Origin of the sequence: Janthinobacterium sp. Mn2066 (assembly GCF_049319705.1) — a bacterium.
Lineage (GTDB): Bacteria > Pseudomonadota > Gammaproteobacteria > Burkholderiales > Burkholderiaceae_D > Janthinobacterium.
Window position 1 is genome coordinate 21,562 of sequence record NZ_JBMOUF010000020.1, and the last position, 21,803, is coordinate 43,364.

A 21,803-nucleotide genomic window follows, 5' to 3' on the forward strand; every position below is an offset into this window, starting at 1 on the left:
TTGATGACGGCACGCCATAGTCGTACCGCGTGGTGGCCAGGTTTCTATGAACCTTGCGGCCGGCCGGCAAATACTGAGGCCAGACCCGGCGGGTCTGACCCCGGCGGGTCTGACCCGATTATCAAGCTGCCAGCTTATCGATCAGACCCATCTCGCTGCTCGACATCAGCTTGTCGATATCGACCAGGATCAGCATGCGCTCATCGATGGTGCCCAGGCCGATCATGTAGTCGGTCGAGAACGCGGTGCCCATTTCCGGCGCCGGCTTGACTTGTTCCGGGCTCAGGGTGGTCACGTCGGAGACGCTATCGACCACCATGCCGACGATACGGCCGCCGATGTTCAGGATGATCACCACCGTGAACTGGTCGTACACGGGCGTGCCCAGCTTGAACTTGATGCGCATGTCGACCACCGGGATGATGATGCCGCGCAGGTTGATCACGCCCTTGATGAATTCAGGCGCATTGGCGATGCGGGTCACCGCTTCGTAGCCGCGGATTTCCTGCACCTTCAGGATATCGATGCCGTACTCTTCGGAGCCCAGGGTGAAGGCCAGGAATTCACGGCCGGCGATATCCTTGCCGTCGCCCGATTTGCTTCCAGAGTTTTGTTGAATATCTGACATGGTGTTTTCCTATCTGCTATCTGTGTTACGAAAAAATGGACTCGTCAGCCAACTGACGAGAGGAACGGATCAGGGCCGCGACGTCGAGGATCAAGGACACGCCGCCGTCACCCAGGATGGTGGCGCCGGAAATGCCCACCACCTTGCGGTAATTCGATTCGAGGTTTTTCACCACCACCTGCTGCTGGCCGACCAGGTCGTCGACAAACAGCGCGGCCTTGCGCCCTTCGGTTTCGAGGATCACGCAGATGCCTTCGGACGGCGTCGTAAAACGCGGAGTGATGTCGAACATCTGGTACAGCGGTATCAACGGCAGGTATTCGCCGCGCACTTTCACCACCTGCCCCTTGCCACTGATATCGCGGATATCTTCCACGGCGGGCTGCAGGGACTCGATCACAAAACCCAGCGGCAAGATGTACACCTCGTCGCCGACCCTGATCGACATGCCGTCGAGGATGGCCAGGGTCAGCGGCAGCGAAATCGAAATCGTGGTGCCAAAACCCTTGGCCGAGCGGATATCGACCACGCCGCCCATGGCGCTGATGTTGCGCTTGACGACATCCATGCCCACGCCACGGCCCGACACGTCGGTGACCGCTTCGGCGGTGGAAAAGCCGGGCGCGAAGATCAGCTGCCAGACTTCGGCGTCGCTCATGGATTCGGACACGTCCATGCCCTGCTGCTGCGCCTTGGCCAGGATGCGTTCGCGGTTCAGGCCGGCGCCATCGTCGGACACTTCGATGATGATATTGCCGCCCTGGTGGCTGGCCGACAGGAACAATCGGCCCGCTTCGGTCTTGCCGGCGGCCACGCGGGCAGCCGGCATTTCCACGCCATGGTCGATACTGTTGCGCACCAGGTGCGTCAGCGGATCGACGATGCGCTCGATCAGGCCCTTGTCCAGTTCCGTGGCTGCGCCATTGGTGATGAAATCGACTTTTTTACCGAGCTTGGTGGCCAGGTCGCGCACCATGCGCGGGAAGCGCGAGAACACGAAATCCATCGGCATCATGCGGATCGACATCACAGCTTCCTGCAAGTCGCGCGTATTGCGCGTCAGGTGGCTGACGCTGTCGAGCAGCTTTTCATGCAGCATCGGATCGAGCCCGCTGGCGCGCTGTTCGATCATCGCCTGCGTGATCACCAGCTCGCCCACCAGGTTGATCAGCTGGTCGACTTTTTCGATCGAGACGCGGATCGACGACGATTCGGCGCCCGCCTTGTCGCTGTCTTTCTTGGCAGGTTTCTTTTCATGCTCGGCGTCGGCGGCCGCCGTCACGACAACGGCTGCGGCAGAACTGGCGTTCGCCGAGCTGGCCTTGGCCGCATCGGCGCGGATCTGTTCCAGCGGCTGGAAAAAACCATAACCGCGCTGCGCATCGGTCGGCTCTTGCGCACCTTGCGCCGCGGCGCGGATTTCCTCGAGCGGCTGGAAGAAGCCATATCCCTGCTCTGCCTCGGTCTTGACGGCTGGCGTAGAGGGCAAGGGATCGAAGAAGCCATAACCCTGTGCATTTTCCTGGGCCCGGCGCGCCGCATCGGCAGCCTCGGCCTCGCCAGGCGCCAGCGGCGGCGACTGCGTGATGACCATGTCATCAGGGTTCAGCACGAACGAGCAGATGGCCAGGATATCGTCCAGGCTTTCATGCGTGGTCACATTGAGCACGCTGCGCGCGTCCGGCAAGGTGGACACGGCCACGTCGCCCAGCAAGCCCAGCTCGGCGGCCAGCGCATCGACTTCGCGCTGTTCCATCTTCGGCAGTTCCAGGCGGTAGCGCTGACCGCCCGCATGGCTGACGGCTTCCTTTTCCGCCGTGTGAAACGCGGGCGCAACCGGCGTCAATGCCGCCACCGGCACATCCTGCGAAAACGACTGCAGCATCATGCGGATATTGGCGACAGCGTCCTGGTCGACGGGCGTGCCCAGGCGATGGCCATCGAGCTGCATCTTGAGGATATCCTTGGCCGCCAAAAAGGCGTCCACGTGTTCGGCCGTCAGGGCCATCTGGCCCTGGCGTATGCGGTCGAGCAGGGACTCCAGGATATGCGTCACTTCGCTCATGTCGGAGAGGCCGAACGTCGACGCGCCGCCCTTGATCGAATGGGCGGTGCGAAAAATGGCGTTCAGGTCTTCGGCGTCGGGCGCCGCAATATCGACGGCCAGCAGCAGCCGTTCTTTTTCAGCCAGCAGTTCTTCGGCCTCATCGAAAAAGACCTGAAAAAACTGGCTAATATCGATGGTCATAGGGTGACTCCGTCCATTGCATCGTTACGCTGGGCGACTGGCATCAGCCGATCACCTTTTTGACTACCTCGATCAGGCGTTGCGGATCGAACGGTTTCACCAGCCAGCCATTGGCGCCGGCGGCGCGGCCCTTGGCCTTCATTTCATCGGACGATTCCGTCGTCAGCATCAGGATGGGCACTTTTTGATAGGTCGGCAGTTCACGCAGCAGCTTGATCAGTTCCAGGCCATCCATGCGCGGCATGTTCTGGTCCGTCAGCACCAGATCCACCGTTTGCAGCTTGGCTTTTTCCAGACCGTCCTGGCCGTCAACGGCTTCCACCACCTGGTAACCGGCGGCTTTCAGGCTGAACGCCACCATCTGGCGCAATGAGCTGGAATCGTCCACTGCAAGTATTGTTTTGGCCATCTTTGCTCCCACTCTTATTCGGGCTTCTTGCCCATCTATGATTAATCCATGCAACCGCAAGCGTTCAGCACCCTGTGCTAAAACAGCTCGATGTCGCCACTTTCCAAATGCTGCTGGCTGACGGCCTTGCGCAGCACGCTGCGCAATTCCAGGCTCTGTATCGCCAGCGCCATGCTGACCCTCGACAGCAAGGCGACGATCTCTTCGTTATCGCTCTCGGGCAGCATCTCGGCGCCATGCGAACCCAAGGTGCCGAGAAACTCGCGCAAACCGGTCACCCGCTTCAGGGTGCGGTCGATCAGCTGGCTGGTCATGTCCTGGAACTGCATGCTGGTGATGGCGGCGTTGACATAGCCGCCCACCTCGCCCTGCAGCGCCAGTAATTTCTCGCGCTGCTGTTCGGCCGGCAGACCGCCATCGAGCAGCAAGGCGATGGTGTCTTGCTGCGCCGCCACGGCCGCATGGATGGCCATGAAATTGAAGGACAGCTTCTCGATCGCCTCTTCCAGCAAGACGCCGGTCTGCACCAGGTCGGTTTCCACCTCCGTCAAATGCTTGCGGCCATGCTCCGACACGCCAGACAACAGGCGCTTCACTTGCGAGCCCAGTACTTTCTTTCTTGTCATAAAGATCTCATTGTTTCAATCCGCACAGCGCTGATCGCTGCCGCGTGCTTATTTCTTTGCCGCTGCCGGGCCGGGGGAAGGCGCAGCGGCTGGCGGCGCACCGTTCGCCACCCCGGCGGCAACTGCCTGCGGGGTCGTGGCGCCGGTTGCCGGCAAGTCCATCGCCGAACCATCGCGCAGGACATTTTCTTCCGTGCGTTTGTTCATGACGATGATGCTGATGCGCCGGTTGATGGGGTTGAAAGGATCGAGCTTGTCCAGGTGCGCGGCCGAACCCAGGCCTACCACCCGCAACACCTTCTCTTCATTCATGCCGCCGATAATCAGTTCGCGCCGCGAGGCATTCGCGCGGTCGGCCGACAGCTCCCAGTTGCTGTAGCCGGCGTCGCTCATATAGGGTGTCGAATCCGTATGGCCCGACAGGCCGATACGGTTCGGCACTTCATTCAGGACCGAGCCGATGGCGTGCAGGATTTCCTTGGTGTACGGCTGCAGGTTGGCGTTCGCCAGCGCAAACATGGGGCGGTTCTGCTCATCGACGATCTGGATGCGCAAGCCTTCGCTGGTGATATCGAGCAGCAGCTGGTTCTTGTATTTTTTCAGCAGCGGATTGGCGTCGATGGTCGCTTCGATGCGCGCCTTGAGCGCCTGCAAACGGCGCCCTTCTTCGCGTTCGAGCGCCGCCTTGGCCGAATCGAGGTCATAGGCCTTGCGCTGGTTGCTTTCCGCGCCCTTGCGCACTTCGCCATCCTTGCGCGTAAAGTCCTGGCCGCCGCCCTGGATCACGGAATTGCTTTCGCCGCTGCCGGAACCGCCCGCCATCGCCACCTTCAGCGGGGTCTTGAAGAATTCGGAAATGCCGTTCAAATCCCCCTTGGAGGTGGAACCCAGCAGCCACATCAACAGGAAGAAGGCCATCATGGCCGTGACAAAGTCGGCGTAGGCGATTTTCCACGCCCCGCCATGATGTCCGCCAGAAGTCTTCTTGATGCGCTTGACGATAATCGGGCGCATGCCTTCATCAGCCATGGCATCTCCCTTCCCTGTACCGCGATAGACTCATGTTTTCCAAACGTGTTTTCACTGCTTACTTCGTTTTCGATTTCTTGATGTGCTCTTCGAGCTCATTGAACGTGGGGCGCTCGGTCGAGAACAGCACCTTGCGGCCAAACTCGACGGCCAGCGCCGGGGCATAACCGTTCAGGCTGGCCAGCAAGGTGACTTTCACGCACTGGAACATCTTGCTCGACTCTTCCAGTTTCTGTTCCAGCAAGCCGGCCAGCGGGCCGACAAAACCATACGCCAGCAAGATGCCGAGGAAGGTGCCGACCAGCGCGTGCGCGATCAGCATGCCCAGCTCCGACGGCGGGATGCCCACCGATTCCATGGTGTGCACCACGCCCATCACGGCGGCGACGATACCGAATGCGGGCAAGCCGTCGCCCACCTTGGCAATCACGTGGGCCGGCACGGCGCCTTCGTGATGGTGGGTTTCGATTTCATTGTCCATCAGGTTTTCGATCTGGAAGGCGTCCATATTGCCCGACACCATCAGGCGCAGGTAATCGGTCATGAATTCGATCACGTGATGGTCGGCCAGCACGGCCGGATACTTGGAGAACAGCGGACTTTCCTCGGGCTTGTCGATATCGCCTTCGATCGACATCAAGCCTTCCTTGCGCACCTTGCTGAGCACCTCGAACAGCAGCGACATCAGCTCCATATACAGTTCTTTGGTGTAGCGCGAGCCCTTGAACAGGCTGGGCAAGGCGGCCAGGGTGGCCTTGATGGCCTTGTTATTATTACCAACAAGGAAGGCGCCCAGCGCCGCGCCGCCGATCATCAGCAGTTCGATCGGCTGGAACAGCGCCGCCAGGTGGCCACCTGCCAGCGCAAAACCGCCAAAAACCGAGGCGCAGACGACGATGTATCCGAGTATGACTAACAAGTGCCCTGACTCCCAATAGTGGCCGGGCCCCAGCGCCCGGCATGTTCAAACGGGCCCCGGTGGCTGGCGGCGATGCCGCGGCGGAGGCCGGCAGCAAATGTGACTGAAGGTAGATAGAAACGGCTTGCATTTCAACGCACTTCGACAAAAATGCCGTGTAGAACTACAATAACGTGAGATTGTCCTCTGAGCAAGCAAATAACGCAGACAATTGCTTAAAAGCACCATATGTAGAGCAAGGGACCACCCTCTGTGGTGACTATGGTCTTATCGGGTGCGCGCGCCGTTATCTTGAATTCGTAACTAACAAGCATACTTCCGGGCAACATTTCTTTCTCAGCCTTGACCCACAGGGCCGCCATGGCCGCCGGCGACAGGTAGGCAAACACCACATCGTAGCGGGCAAAATCGAGCGCTTCGTAGTCGCCGCGCACAAAATGCGCGCGGCTGCCGGACCAGCGCGCGCGCAGCCGGCTCAGCAGCCACGGCAGCGGCGCCAGCTCGATGCCCGTCACCTGCGCATCCGGCCGGCGGCGCGACAAGTCCAGCACCAGGCCACCCAGGCCGCTGCCGATATCGACCAGGCGCACGCCCGGTCTATCGCGCACCAGATCGGCGAGCGCCTGCCACACTGCTGGCCCCGACGGATAAAACGGCACTTGCGTGCGGAAGGTCGACCAATACAGGCTCAGCAAAAAAATGAAGGCCAGCAGGAACAGCACGGGCGGCAAGTCCAGCCAGCTGGCGCCCAGCAGCGCGGGAGCAAACAGCAGGCCGATGGCGCACCACCAGCGTGCCAGCCCTGCGCGCCAGGTCAGCAGCGCGGCAATCACGCCCTGCAGAACGGCCACGGCCAGCAGCGGCATGGCCAGGCCCGCACGCGCCATGCCATACACGAGCAGCAGCAGCAAGGGAAAGGCCAGCACCTGGATCAGGAATGCCTTGAGCGCGGGCGCCCGCAGGATTTGTTGCAGCATAGGTAAGGTGAAAACCGAAAGCGTCAGTGTAAGCGAAAATACAATGAAAAAAGCCGGAATCGCTCAGGCAAGCGACTCCGGCTTTGATATACAGCTACTCGGTAGTTTCAGGCAGCCAGGCTGGTCGGGGCAGCAGCCGCTTCATCGCGGGCCTTCTTGGTCTTGCCGGCGCGCGAAGGCATATGGCACAGGCCGCAGACATAATCGGCATTCAAGTCCAGGCAATTGACGACGAACTTGCCGCCGCACTTGCCGCAAGGCGCCATGTCGAGCATCTTGCTGCTGAAGAAGCGCACCAGGGTCCAGGCGCGCGTCAAGGACAGCAGCGGCTCTTCGCCCGGTTCGGGCGGCATTTGTTCCAGATACAGCTGATAGGCTTTCATCACCGCCTCGATGCCGGTCGCGCCGGCGTGGTCCACGAGGAATTTATGGATATTGATGAACAGCGAGGAATGGATATTCGGTTGCCAGGTGAGGAACCAGTCCGTGGAAAACGGCAGCATGCCCTTGGGAGGTGATACGCCCTTCAATTCCTTGTACAGGTTCAGCAGGCGCTCGCGCGACAGCGAGACTTCGGTTTCCAGCAGTTGCAAACGGGCGCCCAGTTGTATCAGTTCGATGGCGAGCTGGATTTCCTGCGCTTCCGATACGACACTTTTTTTGGCCATGCTGTGTGCTCCGCTACTGGTCTGACGTGAAAACGAGGGGACGATCAGGCAATCTCTTCGACGCCCTGGCCTGCCATCAGGATGGCGGCGTGCGACTGGGCCAGCGAACGGTCTTTATTGTAGTTGGTCAGCATCGACAGGATGGCGCTGTCGTCGAAGCGGAAGCGGGCCAGCATCATGTTGCCGCCTGCCAGTTTCAGGATCTGTGCATTGCTCATGCCTTCGATCAAGTCGGCGATATCGGTCGAGATACCCAGGCGGAAGATGGCGGTGACCTTATCGGCACGGATCATTTGCTGCGCCAGCATCAGATAGCTCAGGTTGGCATCGCGAATCTCGGCCATCATATCGTTAGCAGTCATTTCCATCTCCTCAATCCGTTGAATTCAGCTGGCGGGTGGTGTGTTGCCAGTGAGATACATTCTGAAGGAGCAACATCAAATGCAACAGAGGCGCAGCACTGTATTTTTCGTCGGGGAATAGGAAATAGGATCGTAGGTGTTTGTCCGACAAACACTACTCGATCACGGTCGCACGCCCGTAAAAGCGTGGAAAAGAGGCGATGAAAGAATCAAATTTTCCTGACTTTCTGACAGCGCTTAACATCACTTTTTTACAACAGCTTGACCTGAATCAAGCCGCTTCACACCATATAACGACAGCTGAAACGGGAACTTGAGGCTTTTTTACAAAATATTTCAAAAATATTTCAATAAGGATTTCCCCTTGTCTAAACCGGTTACGGCGCCTGCCTGGAAAACTTGAGGGTTTTTTGAAAATATTTTGAAAAAACTGCAAATTTCTTCCTGACGCCCCACAAATGCGCTTTTTTTCAGTCAGGACGGCGCCAAAAAAGCGGCAGAGCGGCCCATCCTTGCTACACTTCCATTCCCGCATGATTGGGTCAAACAGGCCAAAATCATGCTATCCAGACAAGTATCGACATGAAAGCCACCATGATTTCACGACATGACTGCAGTGCGCGCGACGACGATGATCCGCTGGCGCCCTTGCGCCGCCAGTTCGACCTGCCTTCCGGCGTCATCTATCTTGACGGCAACTCACTGGGCGCCCGCCCCAGCGCCGCCCTGGCCCGCGCCCAGCACGTCATCGCCGCCGAATGGGGCACGGACCTGATCCGCAGCTGGAATACGGCAGGCTGGTTCGATTTGCCGAAACGCCTGGGCGACCGCCTGGCGCCGCTGATCGGCGCCGGAAGCGGCGAAGTGGTGATCACCGACACCACCTCCATCAATCTGTTCAAGGCCCTGGCCGCCGCGCTGCAGATGCAGGCCGGCGATCCTCAACGGGCCACGCGCCGCGTCATCGTCAGCGAGCGCAGCAACTTCCCTACCGACTTATATATGGCGCAGGGTTTATCCGCCTGGCTGGACCGTGGCTACAGCCTGCGCCTGGTCGATGATCCGGCCGAACTGGCACAGGCCATCGATGCCGATTGCGCCGTCGCCATGCTGACCCACGTCAATTACCGCACCGGCTACCAGCACGATATGGCGGCCGTCAGCAACCACTGCCACGCGCAGGGCGCACTGGCCCTGTGGGACCTGGCCCATTCGGCAGGCGCCGTGCCGCTGGACCTGAACGCCGATGGCGCCGACCTGGCCGTCGGCTGCACCTATAAATACCTGAACGGCGGCCCCGGCGCACCCGCCTTCATCTGGGTGCCGGAAAAACACCAGGCCCGCTTCCGCCAGCCTTTGTCCGGCTGGTGGGGCCATGCCGCGCCGTTCGCCATGGAACCCGGCTTTGCACCGGCCGACGGCATCGGCCGCGCCCTGTGCGGCACGCAGCCGATCGTCTCGCTGGCCCTGGTCGAATGCGGCCTCGATATCTTCGCGCAGACCAGCATGGCAGCGATCCGCCGCAAGTCGCTGGCCCTGACCGATTTGTTCATCGCGCTGGTGGAACAATGCTGCGCCAGCCATCCACTGGGCCTGGTCACGCCACGCGAACATGCGCGGCGCGGCAGCCAGGTCAGCTTTACGCACCCGCATGGCTACGCCGTGATGCAAGCCCTGATCGCGCGCGGCGTGATCGGCGACTACCGCGAACCGGCCATCATGCGCTTCGGCTTCACGCCGCTGTACACCAGCTTTACGGACGTGTGGGATGCGGTCGAAATCCTGCGCGACATCCTCGACAAGCAAGCCTACGATATCGCCGCCAAGCGCGATGCAGTCACCTGAAGAAACCGACAATGACCGACGATCACAAGACAAACGGCTGCCCCATGCATGGCGGCCAGCAGGATGCGCAGTGGCATGGCGCGCAAATGGATTTCAGCAAATCGATGAGTTATGGCGACTACCTGGCGCTGGACCGCATCCTGACCGCACAGCATCCGCTGTCGCCGAATCACAATGAAATGCTGTTCATCGTGCAGCACCAGACCAGCGAACTGTGGATGAAGCTGATGCTGCACGAAATGCACGCCGTGCGCAGCAACCTGCAAAGCGGCGACCTGTCGCCGGCCTTCAAGATGCTGGCCCGCGTGGCGCGCATCATGGACCAGCTGGTGCATGCCTGGGACGTGCTGGCCACCATGACGCCACCCGAATACACGGCCATCCGTCCCTACCTGGGCGCCTCGTCCGGCTTCCAGTCCTACCAGTACCGCGAGATCGAATTCATCCTGGGCAACAAGAACGCCGCCCTGCTGAACGTGCACACCACGGCGCCGGACGCCTACGCGGTGCTCGACACGGCCCTGCGCACGCCATCCGTCTACGATGAATCGATCAAACTGCTGGCCCGCAGCGGCTTGCACATCGCGCCAGAACGCCTGAATGCAGACTGGACCCTGCCGACGAGACCGGACGACACGGTCAAGGCGGCCTGGCTGGCAGTCTACCGCGACCCGTCGAAATACTGGGCCCTGTACGAACTGGCTGAAAAGCTGGTCGACCTGGAGACGGCCTTCCGCTTCTGGCGCTTCCGCCACGTCACCACGGTGGAACGCATCATCGGCTTCAAGACCGGCACCGGCGGCACCGAAGGCGTGTCTTATTTACGCAAGATGCTCGACGTCGTGTTATTCCCTGAACTCTTCGCCTTGCGCACCGAACTTTAAAGGAGCCGCCATGTCCCCTCTCGTCCTGACCCTGGCCGGCCTGTGGAATTCCGGTCCGCAGCACTGGCAAAGCCACTGGGAAGCGCGCCATCCGCAGTGGTCGCGGGTGCAGCAGGGCGAGTGGCAGACGCCAGACAAGGATGACTGGGTGGCGGCGCTGGACCAGGCGATTGCCGCCTGCCCGCGCCCGCCCGTACTGGCCGCGCATAGCCTGGGTTGCGCCCTGGTCGCCCACTGGGCTGCCAGCGGCTCGCCGCACAGGATCGCCGGCGCCTTTCTGGTCGCGCCCAGCGATGTCGATGCGCCATCCTACCCGGCCGGCACCACCGGTTTTACGCCGATGCCTTTGTTAGCCCTGCCGTTTCCCTCGCTGGTGGTGGCCAGCGGCGATGACCCGTATGTCAGCTTCGCGCGGGCGCGCGCCTTTGCGCAAGCCTGGGGCAGCGACCTGACGATGATCGGCGACGCCGGCCATATCAATGGCGACGCCGGCTACGGCCCCTGGCCGGAGGGCGAGCAGATGCTGCTGGACTTTTGCGCCGCCCACCAGGCTTGAAGCGGGGACGCACACGATAGGCGCGTATTTGCACCCATCGGTGATCGCAGGCAGAATCATGCCCTTTATCTAAGGGCGCCCCGGCGCCAGGCCTCCGATGATACGACCGCTGCTACCCGCACTTTTTTTCGTTTGCTCCTCGCTGGCCTGTGCCGCTCCTTTTTACCAGGGCAAAACCCTGGCCCACCCGGCCATCGATGCATCGCAGGACAGCGGCGCGGATATCGCCTTCATCAAGGGAAAAGACGGCGTCAACGGCTACTACTGCGAGTGCCGCAGCAGCGGCTCGAAAACCATGCTGCTCGACCAGTTTGGTACGGCCGTGATCCGCTCCGTGTTTTACGCCCCGCTCGACCGCGAGTCGGAGCGCAGCGTGCAAACCATGCTGGTGCTGCTGCGCCAGGGCGACAGGAATGCGCTGCGCGCCTACCGCTTTGACCGTAACTCGGGCAAGTACCGGCGCCTCGATGATTTACAGCCGGCGCTGGACCGCATCGCCGCACAAAGCGCCTCGCCCAACGCCGGCCAGGTCAAGGCTGCACTGGCAAAGCTGGCGCCCATGGATTACAGCGTCACGCGGGGCAAGAGCGGCAACCCCGAGTTCGACGCCATCGACCATACGCAAGGCAGCATCGTTGGCTACTACGACGATGAAGGCAAACAGGTAGCCGCTGACGACAGGCATGCCGTCAGCTACAAGAAAAGCTTCCAGAAAAAGGGAGATCTGTACCTGAGCGCCAGCTACACCCTGTATGGCGATATCGAGGCGGGCACCCTGCCCAACTACCGCCTGTACCAGGTCACATGGGAAGCGGCGCCGCAGCAATACACGGGCAGCGAAGACGGCCCGGCCGTGATCTACAGCCAGGCCTGGGATGATGGCTCGGCGATCGAACGCGGCCGGTTCCGCAAGGGCAAGCGCGAGGGCTTGTGGGTGCGCGAAGGCCTGCATGAAGGAAAAACCAAAGGCAGTTATGTCGACGGCTTGCCGGAGGGGCCGTGGCATATTGAAAGCTCCAGACAAATCGAAGATGGCAACTACCGCAACGGCAAGCGTGAGGGCCGCTGGAATATCGTCAACTATGCGGGCGAGGACGAAACAACCGGCTACGACACCTATGTCGCCGACCAGCTGAACGGCCCTTCCGAACGCAGCATGGGTGGCAAGCTGCTCCTGCGCGGCAGCTACGCCGACGGCAAATACCAGGGCATCTGGATCACGGACGACGGCAGCGGCAATTTTATCGATGGCCAGCGCGACGGGCCATGGACACTCAAGCTGAAAGACGGCGCCACGCAAAGCGTCAGCTTCGTCAACGGTAAAAAACAGGGCGAAGCGATCGACCGGGACGCCCAGGGCGCACTACGCCTGCGCGATAATTACCAGGCTGACGTGCTCGACGGTCCGCGCACGCGCTACCTGGGGCCCGCCGGCAAGGAAGTCGTGGTCTACACGGCCACCTTCCGCAATGGCCAGCTCGATGGGCGCGAACAGGCATTCGATATCAGCGGCAGCGGCAGGATACTGCGCCTCGACACGCTCTGGGACAATGGCAAGAAGCAGGGACTCGATGCGCGCTACTACCCGGACGGCAGACCGGAACGCCTGACCGTGATCGAACGGGGCCGGCTGGCCGCGCATCTGCGCGACTACTACCCGGACGGCAAGCTGCTCAATGATATCCAGCGCTGCTACTTCACCGAATACGGCAGCGAGCGCGATGACGTGTGCGACTACCACCGCACCTACTTCCCGGACGGCAGCCTGGAGTACGACTATGTTTTCCTGTATGGCGACCGCCAGGAAGGCAAGACCTACTACAAGAACGGTAAAGTAAAAGAAGAGTTACTGGTCGACCGCGCAGCCGACACCTCGGTGTACAACACGTATTATGAGAGCGGCCAGCTGAAATGCACGGAACCGCGCCGCGGCCACGGCAACCGCACGGTCAATGGGACAGCCATGCAAAGCTATGGCGCGGCCAGCCGCGACGGCGACAGCATCTGCTATCACCCGAACGGCGCAATGGCCAGCATCCGCAGCTACCGCAAGCGCCTGGCCCTCGATTGCGGCAAGCAGTTCGACGAAACAGGCAAGCAGACCTATCCTGGTCCGGAAGGCTGTCCGGCGCCCAAGAAAGTAATGTTCAACTTCAGCGAATAGCGGGGAAAACAGGCTGGGGGGACTCAGCGCCGGCCTGTCACTGGCCGGCAGCCAGCTTGCGCTGCCACAGCGCCACGTCGATCATCACGCCGTCATTGCCGGCATTGCGGATGTAGACGCGGTAGCTGCCCTGCCCCAGTTCGCCATCGATATACGCGGTGCGCTCGTTGCGCTGGAAGCGGGCGCCCTTGGCCAGCTGGCGATAGCGTTCCACCACGCTGTCGAAACTGGCATAGCTGCGCATCGCCACTTCCAGGTCGCGCGGCGGCCGGCCTTCGGCCTGGTCCAGCACATTGCTTTGCTTCTTGCCACGCAAGGTGAGCGGATAGGAAAACACGCCGGCGCCGGCCGAGGTCAGCACGGCGGATTTTTCCAGCAGCAGCGGCAGCAGCGCGTTGGGAAAGGCGGGCGGCAATTGCGCACGGTTCCAGCCCGGCAGTGGTGCTTGCGCCAGCACGTATTCGACGCTGGCGATCTTTTGCCCATCGGCGCCGACTTCCTTGTCGGAGGCAATCAGCGCCAGCATCGGCGGCAATTGCCGGGCCCACGCCAGCAGCGGTGCGGCTTCGCCGACCAGCATGCCCTTGCGGTGAAACACGGTCAGCACCGTGTTCGGATCGACATTGCACACCTTGGTCAGCGGCTGGCCTTCGAGGTGGCAATGGCCATTGACCAGGCCGAAGGCGATAATCTCGCCGCGCTTGTCGAGCAGCATGGCGCCGCGCTCGCGGCCCTGGTTGCGGTCATTCATCGACGCCAGCAACTGGCGGCCGTCAGGCAGCACGGTACGGGTGGCGTCGCGCCGGTCGCTGATGGCTTCAAACGCCTGCTCCAGCACCAGCTCATCGTCTTCCGTGTAGCTGCCCCGCGCATACCCGAAGAAATCAAACAGTGCCGCGCGCACTTGCGGATCCTCGCTCAAACGCGGCAAGGGTCCACCGGTCAGCAGCGCAGCCAGGTTCTTCGGCGCCGGCATCGCCAGCATGGCAGGCGCCGCCGTCGCGCTGGCAGGCTGGGAAAGGACGCAGGAGGCCGCCAGCAAGGCAATGCCCCAGGTGCGGTAGTTTGATAAGGTGATATGCATGTTTCTGTTTGTCCGGGATTTGACCGTCGCTCCGGCCACGCGTCGCGCGTCGGTGATTCTAGCACGGCGCCAGCGCCCATGCCGCACGGCTGGCGGGCAAAGTGTGTGGACACTACGGCGCCAGCCATCACTGTTATGATGCGCTCAATAATGATAAATCTACCAATATCGTATTTACTTGCCCTCGCTCCATCTTGCCAGGCATGGATGGCACGGGCCTGCTGTTCCAATACCCACCTTCCCTGTCTTGTACTCCGACACCTACATCGCCACACACCTCAAAGTAACCCTCTGCAGAACAATTTAAAAAATTGACTAAGCGGGCACAAACCTCAAGTAGCTTACATTTAATTATCGACAATCCATCATAACTTTTGAATCGGATAGGCGAAAATTATGCATTGCACTTTTCGCATCTATCGAGTATCTTTCAGTTGTTTAATTTTTATTTCAAATAAGTAACAACATATGAAGAAGAATTTGCATTTTTTCTTTAAAAAATAAACTATTGAAAAATAAAAAATATTAAAATTTATTTAATAACATCTTTTAAAATTAATAGGAAAATGAATGGATTGGATACTCTTAAATAAAGAATGGTTATTTAGCGGAATTGGTATATTTTTTTTGGGATGGCTAGGGAAATTCTTCATTGAAAAAAACAAACCCTCTGAAAGTACACCGCCGACACCATTAGTTACAATTAACAACACCTTGCCCATGCAAGTAAATTCGGCTCCAACGATTATAGCGGAGACCTCGATGAGCCTACCTGATCGAAAACAGAAAACCAAGATTTTATTTATCGATGATGACACAAAGTTCAAAGTTGCTAAAATACTTATAAAAAGTGGATGGTTAAATACATCCATTATAAAAGATGCAAATACTCTTGATGAGCCAGCCATACTCGATGCTCATATTCTTTTTGTGGATGTCCAAGGTGTAGGAGTTGCATTAGGCTTTGCAGATGAAGGACTTGGCTTAGCACTTGCGCTAATAGAAAAATATCCAAAAAAGAAAATTATTATTTACTCATCAGAAACAAAAGGGGATAGATTTCACGCAGCACTTAGAAAAGCAGATTCATCTTTACCAAAGAATGCTGACCCATACGAATTTCAAAAACTAGTTGAAGAGTTATCATCAGATTTTAATTTAGGAAAATAATGCGCTTCTCAATAATTTCAGCTGACGGGAAAAATATATCAAACACTTTAAGCGCTAAAGAGTCCGCAGTTCTCGCTAATATCACCAGCGAGTCGATATTGGTTTCAAACAATAAGGCGCGTGCAGGAAACATCAAGAGTTCCGAGGGCCAAATTCTAGCGTATTCTGACGACACTGACTTTGTTAAGAGCTCACAGAAATTCAAAAGCACTGCTCGATTTTTATTAAAATCTCTTAAATACATTAATGAAATAATCGACGAGAATATAGAATCAAACAACAAAACAACAAATAGACTGATTCACAATCTAACATCTTTAAATGCCCATAACATTCAAGAAATTTATCTCTTGATTCCCCAGGATGAAATATCCGGGAAAATCAAGGGGCATTTAGAATATACAAAGAAAATTGTAGAAAATAATTCATTAGATGCAGCAAAAGCTCTTTTGAAAATTGCAAAAAACAACGCTGCGATGAAAACTGAATTTTCAGTCTTCAAGAAACTATTTAATACCACTCCAGATTTGAGGCCATCTATGCACATAGTGCATAAGGTCGTGATGAATATATTGTATTTATTTTTTTCCGACTTTACCGACAAATCTGTGGAAGTAGTAGTGCAGCGTAGTGAGGCCAAAGCATACTTTGATTATGAGTCCATCCACGTCGCGCTCTATCATTTAATTAATAATGCAGCAAAATATACAATACCTGACAGCTTTTTTAATATCGAAATTAAAGAAGAAACTTCTGTTTTATCTATCACATTCCGAATGTGCAGCACTAAAATTCTTAAGGAAGAACGTGAAAGAATATTTGATGAAGGTTATTCAGGAAGCATTGCAACCTCAACAGGAAAGGCCGGCAATGGAATCGGCATGAATATAGCAAAAAGGATTATTGAATTAAACAATGGAACAATTTTCGTCAATCCAATCGATGGATCTGAAGGGAAAAATTTTGGTTTTGAGTATCAAACTAATGAGTTTGTTATGAATTTACCAATCAATAAAAAGCCGCTCAATAATACTCTGTAGAATTTCGACTCGTTGCCTCATATAAATTAAAGATAATCAATGATTCTCAATTAATTTAATGCAACAGACACTTAGGGAACTGCTGATTAATTCGGATTTCTCTTTAAAACCACACACAATTCTTTGATTTTTTAAATTGGTGAATTTCTACAAATTGAATTAATCCGTTCCCGCTTAGTCTTTATTAGCACTCCTTGAGAATTATTTGACACTCAGAATGATCGAAACTTTTATACGAAAAATTGAAAATCTGGGTAATTCCACATCAGTTTTGATGCTCTGATAGCAGAAAACTGCGTCAACATATCGCTTTAAATTTATTAATCCGCCGGCAAATGAATGATAAGCCGCATATTGCTGCCATTATTGATAGATGCCCATGATCTGATTCCTCCCATATGCTGCTGCAAGCTGCGCCGCAAACGGCGGCGACGGCCATCGCCAACTTCATTAACAACCTGTCAAGCCTGCAGCTGTAGCGCCAGCTTCTGGCCAAGCAAGACCGCCAGCCAGCTCAAGCCGCCCGCCAGCAGGCTGAAATAGAGCGCCCGCAAAGGATGGTGGCGCAGCAGACAGGCCAGCACTACCGCACCCAGCAAGGTGCACAGCCGCGGTTTGATGTTGCCGGACGGCAGCAGCGCCAGCAGCAGATTCGTGCCTGCATAGGCATACAACACCAGCAGCCAGGCCTTCGCGCCGGCGATACCGACGGAACCGAGGGCGCCGAACAGCTGGGTGTATAGATAAAAACCCAGCCAGCTCAAGAAAACAAATAGCAAACAGCCCAGTGCGTGCACGGCCAGACCGGCGATCAGACGGATTTTCATGGCGTCCCTTGAAAAAAAGCCGGCCCCTTCATGCAGAAAGGGCCGGCTTGTCTACTGCTGCAAAACGGGCTTACTTCGCCGAATTGAGCAGCAATTCGTTCAGGCGCTTGACGAACGTGGCAGGGTCGGCCAGCGAACCGCCTTCGGCCAGCAGGGCCTGGTCGAACAGGATGTTGGCCCAGTCGCCGAACTTGCTGCCTTCTGCGTCTTCATATTTCAGGCGCGTCACCAGCGGGTGGTTCGGGTTGATTTCCAGGATGGGCTTCGATTCCGGCGCGCTCTGGCCTGCCGCTTTCAGCATGCGCAGCAGATTGCCCGACAGTTCATGCTCGTCAGCCACCAGACAGGCTGGCGAATCGGTCAGGCGGAAGGTCACGCGCACGTCCTTGGCTTTGTCGGCCAGGGCGGTTTTCATCTTGCCCACCAGGTCGGCGTACGAGGTTTCCGTTTCTTCGTGCTCTTTCTTTTCCGCTTCGTCTTCCAGCGCGCCCAGGTCCAGGCCGCCCTTGGCAACCGACACCAGTTCCTTGCCTTCGAAGTCCTGGATGAAGGACAGCATCCATTCATCGACACGGTCCGTCAGCAGCAGCACTTCGACACCTTTTTTGCGGAAGATTTCCAGGTGCGGGCTGTTCTTGGCAGCAGCGTAATTGTCCGCCGTAACGTAATAAATCTTGTCCTGGCCTTCCTTCATGCGCGCCACGTAGTCGGCGAACGAAGTGATCTGTTCGTCGCTGTCGTTGGCGGTCGAGGTAAAGCGCAGCAGCTTGGCCAGGCGCTCCTTGTTGGACGCGTCTTCGCCGATACCCTCTTTCAGCACCTGGCCGAATTCCTTCCAGAAGGTGGCGTACTTGTCTTTTTTATCCTGCTCGTCGGCGTTCGCCAGTTCTTCCAGCATGCCCAGCACGCGCTTGGTCGAGCCTTCGCGGATCACTTTCACGTCGCGCGATTCCTGCAGGATTTCACGCGAGACGTTCAGCGGCAGGTCGGACGAATCGATCACGCCCTTGACGAAGCGCAGATAGGTTGGCATCAGTTGTTCGGCATCGTCCATGATGAAGACGCGCTTGACGTACAGCTTGATGCCGCCGCGCTTGTTGCGGTCCCACATATCGAATGGCGCCTTGGCCGGGATATACAGCAGCTGCGTGTATTCGCTGCGGCCTTCGACGCGGTTATGCGTGTGCGTCAATGGCGCCTGGAAGTCGTGCGAAACGTGTTTGTAGAATTCGTCGTACTGTTCCGGCGTGATCTCGGACTTGCTGCGTGCCCACAGGGCGCTGGCCTGGTTGACGGTTTCCAGTTCGTCCTTGAGAACGGTTTCCTTCTTCTCGTCGTCCCACTCTTCTTTCTGCATCACGATAGGCAGCGAGATATGGTCCGAGTATTTGCGGATGGTCGATTTGATCTTCCAGCTCGACAGGAACTCGTCTTCGCCTTCGCGCAGGTGCAGGATGATATCCGTGCCGCGATTGGTTTTTTCGATGGTTTCGATGCTGTAATCGCCTTCGCCGGCCGATTCCCAGCGCACGCCTTCCGATGCGGCGGCGCCGGCGCGGCGCGTTTCAACCGTGATCTTGTCGGCCACGATGAAGCCCGAGTAGAAGCCTACGCCGAACTGGCCGATCAGGGCCGCGTCCTGCTGCTGGTCGCCCGACAGCTTGCCGAAGAATTCCTTGGTGCCCGATTTGGCGATGGTGCCCAGGTGCGAGATCGCCTCGTCACGGGTCATGCCGATGCCGTTGTCGGAAATGGTGATGGTGCGCGCATCCTTGTCGAAGCTGACCTTGATCTTCAATTCGTGATCGTTGCCATACAGGCCATCGTTATCGATCGCTTCGAAGCGCAACTTGTCGGCCGCGTCGGACGCGTTCGAAATCAATTCGCGCAAGAAGATTTCCTTGTTGGAATACAAGGAGTGGATCATCAGATGCAGCATTTGCTTTACTTCAGTCTGAAAACCCAGGGTTTGCTTTTCGGAGACAGCCATGTTTACCTCATAGTCTTGTGGATGGGACGAATTTTACGAAGTTGGGGATAGTACAAGCGATTTCAAGACGTCTTTATATAATTGTCTTGCCATCCTGCTTTGCCCTACCATCGCAACACTGCCTGCCATACTGCTTGTTAGTGAAAGACAATCGCCCCCTCGTCCGCGCACATGGCAAATGCTTTCATCCATTCAGCGTAGGCGGCACGGAAATTCTCGTCAGGATGTTGTAGGGCCGCATGATGATACTGAACAAAGTCAGCATAAACACGCTTGCACACGACTGGGCCAATCACGCCTTCACTATCGGAAAAGTCGATCAACTCCCAGAATGGTCCTTTCTGGAGACGCCAGACAGTAGCGTCATAGCGCGTTTCGATTTTCCCATCAGGCAATGTATCTGGCGTCGCCGCATATCCGGCCAGCCTGGCCAATTCATTACGCCAGTGGTTATAGCCAGAATAACTGCCCGCCCTGAACTCGAACGCCGCCTCATAGCGATAGACGCCATTCGGCGTGAGCCCGGTAAAGCGTTCGACGAACTCGACAGGCACGAGCATGACCTGCTTTTCGCCGATGGGTTCCCCATCCTGATCGAGCTGCGGCGAGGCGACCGGCGCCAGTCTTGTATATGCCGTCACATCCAGCCCGGCAGAAGCGATAAGCGGACAAAAACATATTACGGTAAGCAAGGTGCGGCGCAACTTACGCACACTCCAGGATGCTTCGCCTTCGGCGCCCCTCAGGGCCCTTGTCCAACTGAAAATACTCACTGCTTCTCCTTATCGTCTCCATCGGCCTTTTTGGTCGATAGCGGCGCAAAAGGATAGCAAATTAGCGTCGACAAAAATACACATATTGTCACGTATGCTATGGGTTTGCCATCCAGCGCTAGCCCAGCGCGCGCCCCAGGAACGCCCAGACCTGCTCATCCTGCACCGTGGCCAGGTTCAGGCGCATGCGGGTCGATGGCAGCTGGCGCGGTGAAAACAGGCTGCCGGGCGCCAGCACCAGGCCCTCGGCCAGGGCTTTTTCGGCCAGCAGATTGGTGTCGCAGCCCGCGTCGGCCCAGACAAACATGCCGGCCGGCGCAGGATCGAAGCGCAGGCCGGCCTGCTCGATGCGGCGGTAAGTGGCGTCGCGCACCTTGTCGAGGCGTGCGCGCAAGCGCTCCGCGTGCTTGCGGTAATGGCCTTGCGACAGTATCTGGTAGACCACCCGTTCGCCGATGTCGCTGGTGGTCAGGGTCGCCAGCATCTTGCGGTCTGCCAGGCGCTGCGCCCGTTCCGGCGAGGTGGCGATAAAGCCCACGCGCAGATTGGCTGACAGGCTCTTGGAAAAACCGCCCAGGTAAATCACGCGGCGCAGCTGGTCCAGCGCAGCCAGCCGCGTCACCGGCAAACCGCCGCCCGGATGCATATCGCAATAGATATCATCCTCGACCACCAGGAAATCGTGCTGTTCGGCCAGGCGCAGCACCTGGAAAGCCTTGGCCGCCGACAGCGAGGTGGAACTGGGATTGTGCAGCACTGAATTAATAACATACAGCTTCGGTTGATGCAGCGCTGCCAGCTCGGCCAGCATGGCGATATCGGGGCCATCGGCCAGGCGCGGGATGCCGATCACGCGCATGCCCATGGCGGCAAAAGCGCCAAACATCAGCCAATAGGCAGGATCGTCGACAAAGATGGTGTCGCCGGGGCGGGCAAATTCGCGCGCCACCAGGTCCAGCGCCTGCATCACGCCCACCGTGGTGACGATCTGCTCGGGAGGGCAGGTAATTTCCAGACCGGCCAGCTTCAGCTGCAGCTGCTGGCGCAGCGGCAGGAAGCCCTGCGGCGCGCCATAGCTGAGCAGCAGGGAACCGGGCTGGCGCGCCACGTCGCGCAGCGCGCGCGCCACCAGTTCCCCATCGAGCCACTCATTGGGCAGCATGCCGGAACCGGGGGCATGATGAGGCGGCTTCTGGCGGAACATATTGCGGATCAGCCAGACCACATCCATGGGCTCTGCGGTCACTTCCGGCTGCGGCGCCGGCATATTCAGCGGCGCGCGCTCACGCACGAAAAAGCCGGCGCCGCGCCGCGACTCCAGGTAATCGAGTCCCACCAGCTTGTCGTAACTGGCCACCACCGTGGCGCACGACACCTCCAGGCTGGCCGCGCACTGGCGTATCGAGGGCATGCGCGCGCCGCCGCGCAGCAGGCGGTCATCGATGCGCACCACCACCGAGCGCACGATCTGGTCGATCAGGGTTTCGCCCGAAGTGCGTGACAAGAGGCTCAGCGGCGCTATCAGTGTATTGCTCATGTGACCATTACAGTGTGGAAAATTAGAGTATCAAGTGTATTTGTACTGTACTGCTATTGCAGCCTAG

The 21,803-nt window shown here is 57.8% G+C and carries 20 protein-coding genes; 6 read left to right on the forward strand and 14 right to left on the reverse strand.

The genetic code is table 11. From position 1 onward, the window contains the following. Window positions 1–121: 121 nt before the first annotated feature. The 9 genes from ACL9RI_RS26860 to flhD all read right to left on the reverse strand — a co-directional run bounded on the left by ACL9RI_RS26860 (window position 122) and on the right by flhD (window position 7,866). Window positions 122–628 (reverse strand): chemotaxis protein CheW, encoded by a 507-nt coding sequence (locus ACL9RI_RS26860; protein ID WP_422729513.1) that lies wholly within the window; start codon window positions 626–628, stop codon window positions 122–124. Window positions 629–653: 25 nt separating this feature from the next. After that, window positions 654–2,876, reverse strand: a complete 2,223-nt coding sequence (gene cheA / locus ACL9RI_RS26865; protein WP_422729514.1) for a chemotaxis protein CheA — start codon at window positions 2,874–2,876, stop codon at window positions 654–656. A 43-nt stretch (window positions 2,877–2,919) separates the two neighbouring features. After that, window positions 2,920–3,285 carry a response regulator gene (locus ACL9RI_RS26870; RefSeq protein WP_183676990.1) on the reverse strand — a complete coding sequence of 122 codons (366 nt, stop codon included), beginning with the start codon at window positions 3,283–3,285 and terminating at the stop codon, window positions 2,920–2,922. A 77-nt stretch (window positions 3,286–3,362) separates the two neighbouring features. After that, a complete protein-coding gene (locus ACL9RI_RS26875; RefSeq protein ID WP_422729515.1) occupies window positions 3,363–3,911 on the reverse strand; it encodes a chemotaxis protein in 549 nt (182 codons plus the stop codon). 48 nt (window positions 3,912–3,959) lie between these two features. Further along, entirely contained in the window at window positions 3,960–4,940 is a 981-nt protein-coding gene (gene motB / locus ACL9RI_RS26880) for a flagellar motor protein MotB (protein WP_422729516.1), read from the reverse strand. A gap of 58 nt (window positions 4,941–4,998) precedes the next feature. Further along, window positions 4,999–5,859: a flagellar motor stator protein MotA gene (motA, locus tag ACL9RI_RS26885; protein WP_183676987.1), complete on the reverse strand. Its 861-nt coding sequence runs from the start codon at window positions 5,857–5,859 to the stop codon at window positions 4,999–5,001. Between the two features lie 215 nt (window positions 5,860–6,074). Then, complete coding sequence (locus ACL9RI_RS26890; protein ID WP_422729517.1) at window positions 6,075–6,836, reverse strand: class I SAM-dependent methyltransferase; 762 nt, start codon at window positions 6,834–6,836, stop codon at window positions 6,075–6,077. Window positions 6,837–6,943: 107 nt separating this feature from the next. After that, complete coding sequence (gene flhC / locus ACL9RI_RS26895) at window positions 6,944–7,504, reverse strand: flagellar transcriptional regulator FlhC (RefSeq protein ID WP_422729518.1); 561 nt, start codon at window positions 7,502–7,504, stop codon at window positions 6,944–6,946. Window positions 7,505–7,548: 44 nt separating this feature from the next. After that, complete coding sequence (gene flhD / locus ACL9RI_RS26900; RefSeq protein ID WP_422729519.1) at window positions 7,549–7,866, reverse strand: flagellar transcriptional regulator FlhD; 318 nt, start codon at window positions 7,864–7,866, stop codon at window positions 7,549–7,551. A gap of 594 nt (window positions 7,867–8,460) precedes the next feature. Between flhD and kynU the strand changes: the two genes are divergently transcribed. From kynU to ACL9RI_RS26920, 4 genes are all read left to right on the forward strand, one after another. Next, on the forward strand, window positions 8,461–9,711 hold the full coding sequence (gene kynU, locus ACL9RI_RS26905; protein ID WP_422729520.1) for a kynureninase: 1,251 nt from the start codon (window positions 8,461–8,463) through the stop codon (window positions 9,709–9,711). An 11-nt stretch (window positions 9,712–9,722) separates the two neighbouring features. Further along, window positions 9,723–10,595, forward strand: a complete 873-nt coding sequence (gene kynA / locus ACL9RI_RS26910; RefSeq protein ID WP_422729521.1) for a tryptophan 2,3-dioxygenase — start codon at window positions 9,723–9,725, stop codon at window positions 10,593–10,595. A 10-nt stretch (window positions 10,596–10,605) separates the two neighbouring features. Next, entirely contained in the window at window positions 10,606–11,151 is a 546-nt protein-coding gene (locus ACL9RI_RS26915; RefSeq protein WP_422729522.1) for an RBBP9/YdeN family alpha/beta hydrolase, read from the forward strand. Between the two features lie 97 nt (window positions 11,152–11,248). Continuing rightward, complete coding sequence (locus tag ACL9RI_RS26920) at window positions 11,249–13,315, forward strand: hypothetical protein (RefSeq protein WP_422729523.1); 2,067 nt, start codon at window positions 11,249–11,251, stop codon at window positions 13,313–13,315. 37 nt (window positions 13,316–13,352) lie between these two features. Here the strand turns inward: ACL9RI_RS26920 and ACL9RI_RS26925 are convergent, their stop codons facing one another. Next, window positions 13,353–14,399, reverse strand: coding sequence for a hypothetical protein (locus tag ACL9RI_RS26925; RefSeq protein WP_422729524.1), 1,047 nt, complete (start codon window positions 14,397–14,399; stop codon window positions 13,353–13,355). A gap of 570 nt (window positions 14,400–14,969) precedes the next feature. Between ACL9RI_RS26925 and ACL9RI_RS26930 the strand changes: the two genes are divergently transcribed. Both ACL9RI_RS26930 and ACL9RI_RS26935 read left to right on the forward strand, forming a co-directional pair. Next, window positions 14,970–15,569 (forward strand): hypothetical protein, encoded by a 600-nt coding sequence (locus ACL9RI_RS26930; RefSeq protein WP_422729525.1) that lies wholly within the window; start codon window positions 14,970–14,972, stop codon window positions 15,567–15,569. After that, window positions 15,569–16,609, forward strand: coding sequence for a sensor histidine kinase (locus tag ACL9RI_RS26935; RefSeq protein WP_422729526.1), 1,041 nt, complete (start codon window positions 15,569–15,571; stop codon window positions 16,607–16,609). The genes ACL9RI_RS26930 and ACL9RI_RS26935 overlap by 1 nt, the downstream gene beginning before the upstream one ends. A 461-nt stretch (window positions 16,610–17,070) precedes the next feature. Here the strand turns inward: ACL9RI_RS26935 and ACL9RI_RS26940 are convergent, their stop codons facing one another. The 4 genes from ACL9RI_RS26940 to ACL9RI_RS26955 form a co-directional block, all read right to left on the reverse strand. Next, complete coding sequence (locus ACL9RI_RS26940; protein ID WP_422729527.1) at window positions 17,071–17,436, reverse strand: hypothetical protein; 366 nt, start codon at window positions 17,434–17,436, stop codon at window positions 17,071–17,073. A gap of 70 nt (window positions 17,437–17,506) precedes the next feature. Beyond that, window positions 17,507–19,426: a molecular chaperone HtpG gene (htpG, locus tag ACL9RI_RS26945; RefSeq protein WP_422729528.1), complete on the reverse strand. Its 1,920-nt coding sequence runs from the start codon at window positions 19,424–19,426 to the stop codon at window positions 17,507–17,509. Window positions 19,427–19,563: 137 nt separating this feature from the next. Further along, window positions 19,564–20,199, reverse strand: coding sequence for a hypothetical protein (locus tag ACL9RI_RS26950; protein WP_422729529.1), 636 nt, complete (start codon window positions 20,197–20,199; stop codon window positions 19,564–19,566). Between the two features lie 118 nt (window positions 20,200–20,317). Then, complete coding sequence (locus ACL9RI_RS26955) at window positions 20,318–21,736, reverse strand: PLP-dependent aminotransferase family protein (protein WP_422729530.1); 1,419 nt, start codon at window positions 21,734–21,736, stop codon at window positions 20,318–20,320. Window positions 21,737–21,803 lie beyond the last annotated feature (67 nt).

Coding starts and splice junctions, on each gene's coding strand:
- ACL9RI_RS26860 (WP_422729513.1), bottom strand. CDS start 628: ATGTCAGATATTCAACAAAACTCTGGAAGCAAATCGGGCGACGGCAAG.
- cheA (WP_422729514.1), bottom strand. CDS start 2,876: ATGACCATCGATATTAGCCAGTTTTTTCAGGTCTTTTTCGATGAGGCC.
- ACL9RI_RS26870 (WP_183676990.1), bottom strand. CDS start 3,285: ATGGCCAAAACAATACTTGCAGTGGACGATTCCAGCTCATTGCGCCAG.
- ACL9RI_RS26875 (WP_422729515.1), bottom strand. CDS start 3,911: ATGACAAGAAAGAAAGTACTGGGCTCGCAAGTGAAGCGCCTGTTGTCT.
- motB (WP_422729516.1), bottom strand. CDS start 4,940: ATGGCTGATGAAGGCATGCGCCCGATTATCGTCAAGCGCATCAAGAAG.
- ACL9RI_RS26890 (WP_422729517.1), bottom strand. CDS start 6,836: ATGCTGCAACAAATCCTGCGGGCGCCCGCGCTCAAGGCATTCCTGATC.
- flhC (WP_422729518.1), bottom strand. CDS start 7,504: ATGGCCAAAAAAAGTGTCGTATCGGAAGCGCAGGAAATCCAGCTCGCC.
- flhD (WP_422729519.1), bottom strand. CDS start 7,866: ATGACTGCTAACGATATGATGGCCGAGATTCGCGATGCCAACCTGAGC.
- kynU (WP_422729520.1), top strand. CDS start 8,461: ATGATTTCACGACATGACTGCAGTGCGCGCGACGACGATGATCCGCTG.
- kynA (WP_422729521.1), top strand. CDS start 9,723: ATGACCGACGATCACAAGACAAACGGCTGCCCCATGCATGGCGGCCAG.
- ACL9RI_RS26915 (WP_422729522.1), top strand. CDS start 10,606: ATGTCCCCTCTCGTCCTGACCCTGGCCGGCCTGTGGAATTCCGGTCCG.
- ACL9RI_RS26920 (WP_422729523.1), top strand. CDS start 11,249: ATGATACGACCGCTGCTACCCGCACTTTTTTTCGTTTGCTCCTCGCTG.
- ACL9RI_RS26925 (WP_422729524.1), bottom strand. CDS start 14,399: ATGCATATCACCTTATCAAACTACCGCACCTGGGGCATTGCCTTGCTG.
- ACL9RI_RS26930 (WP_422729525.1), top strand. CDS start 14,970: ATGGATTGGATACTCTTAAATAAAGAATGGTTATTTAGCGGAATTGGT.
- ACL9RI_RS26935 (WP_422729526.1), top strand. CDS start 15,569: ATGCGCTTCTCAATAATTTCAGCTGACGGGAAAAATATATCAAACACT.
- ACL9RI_RS26940 (WP_422729527.1), bottom strand. CDS start 17,436: ATGAAAATCCGTCTGATCGCCGGTCTGGCCGTGCACGCACTGGGCTGT.
- htpG (WP_422729528.1), bottom strand. CDS start 19,426: ATGGCTGTCTCCGAAAAGCAAACCCTGGGTTTTCAGACTGAAGTAAAG.
- ACL9RI_RS26955 (WP_422729530.1), bottom strand. CDS start 21,736: ATGAGCAATACACTGATAGCGCCGCTGAGCCTCTTGTCACGCACTTCG.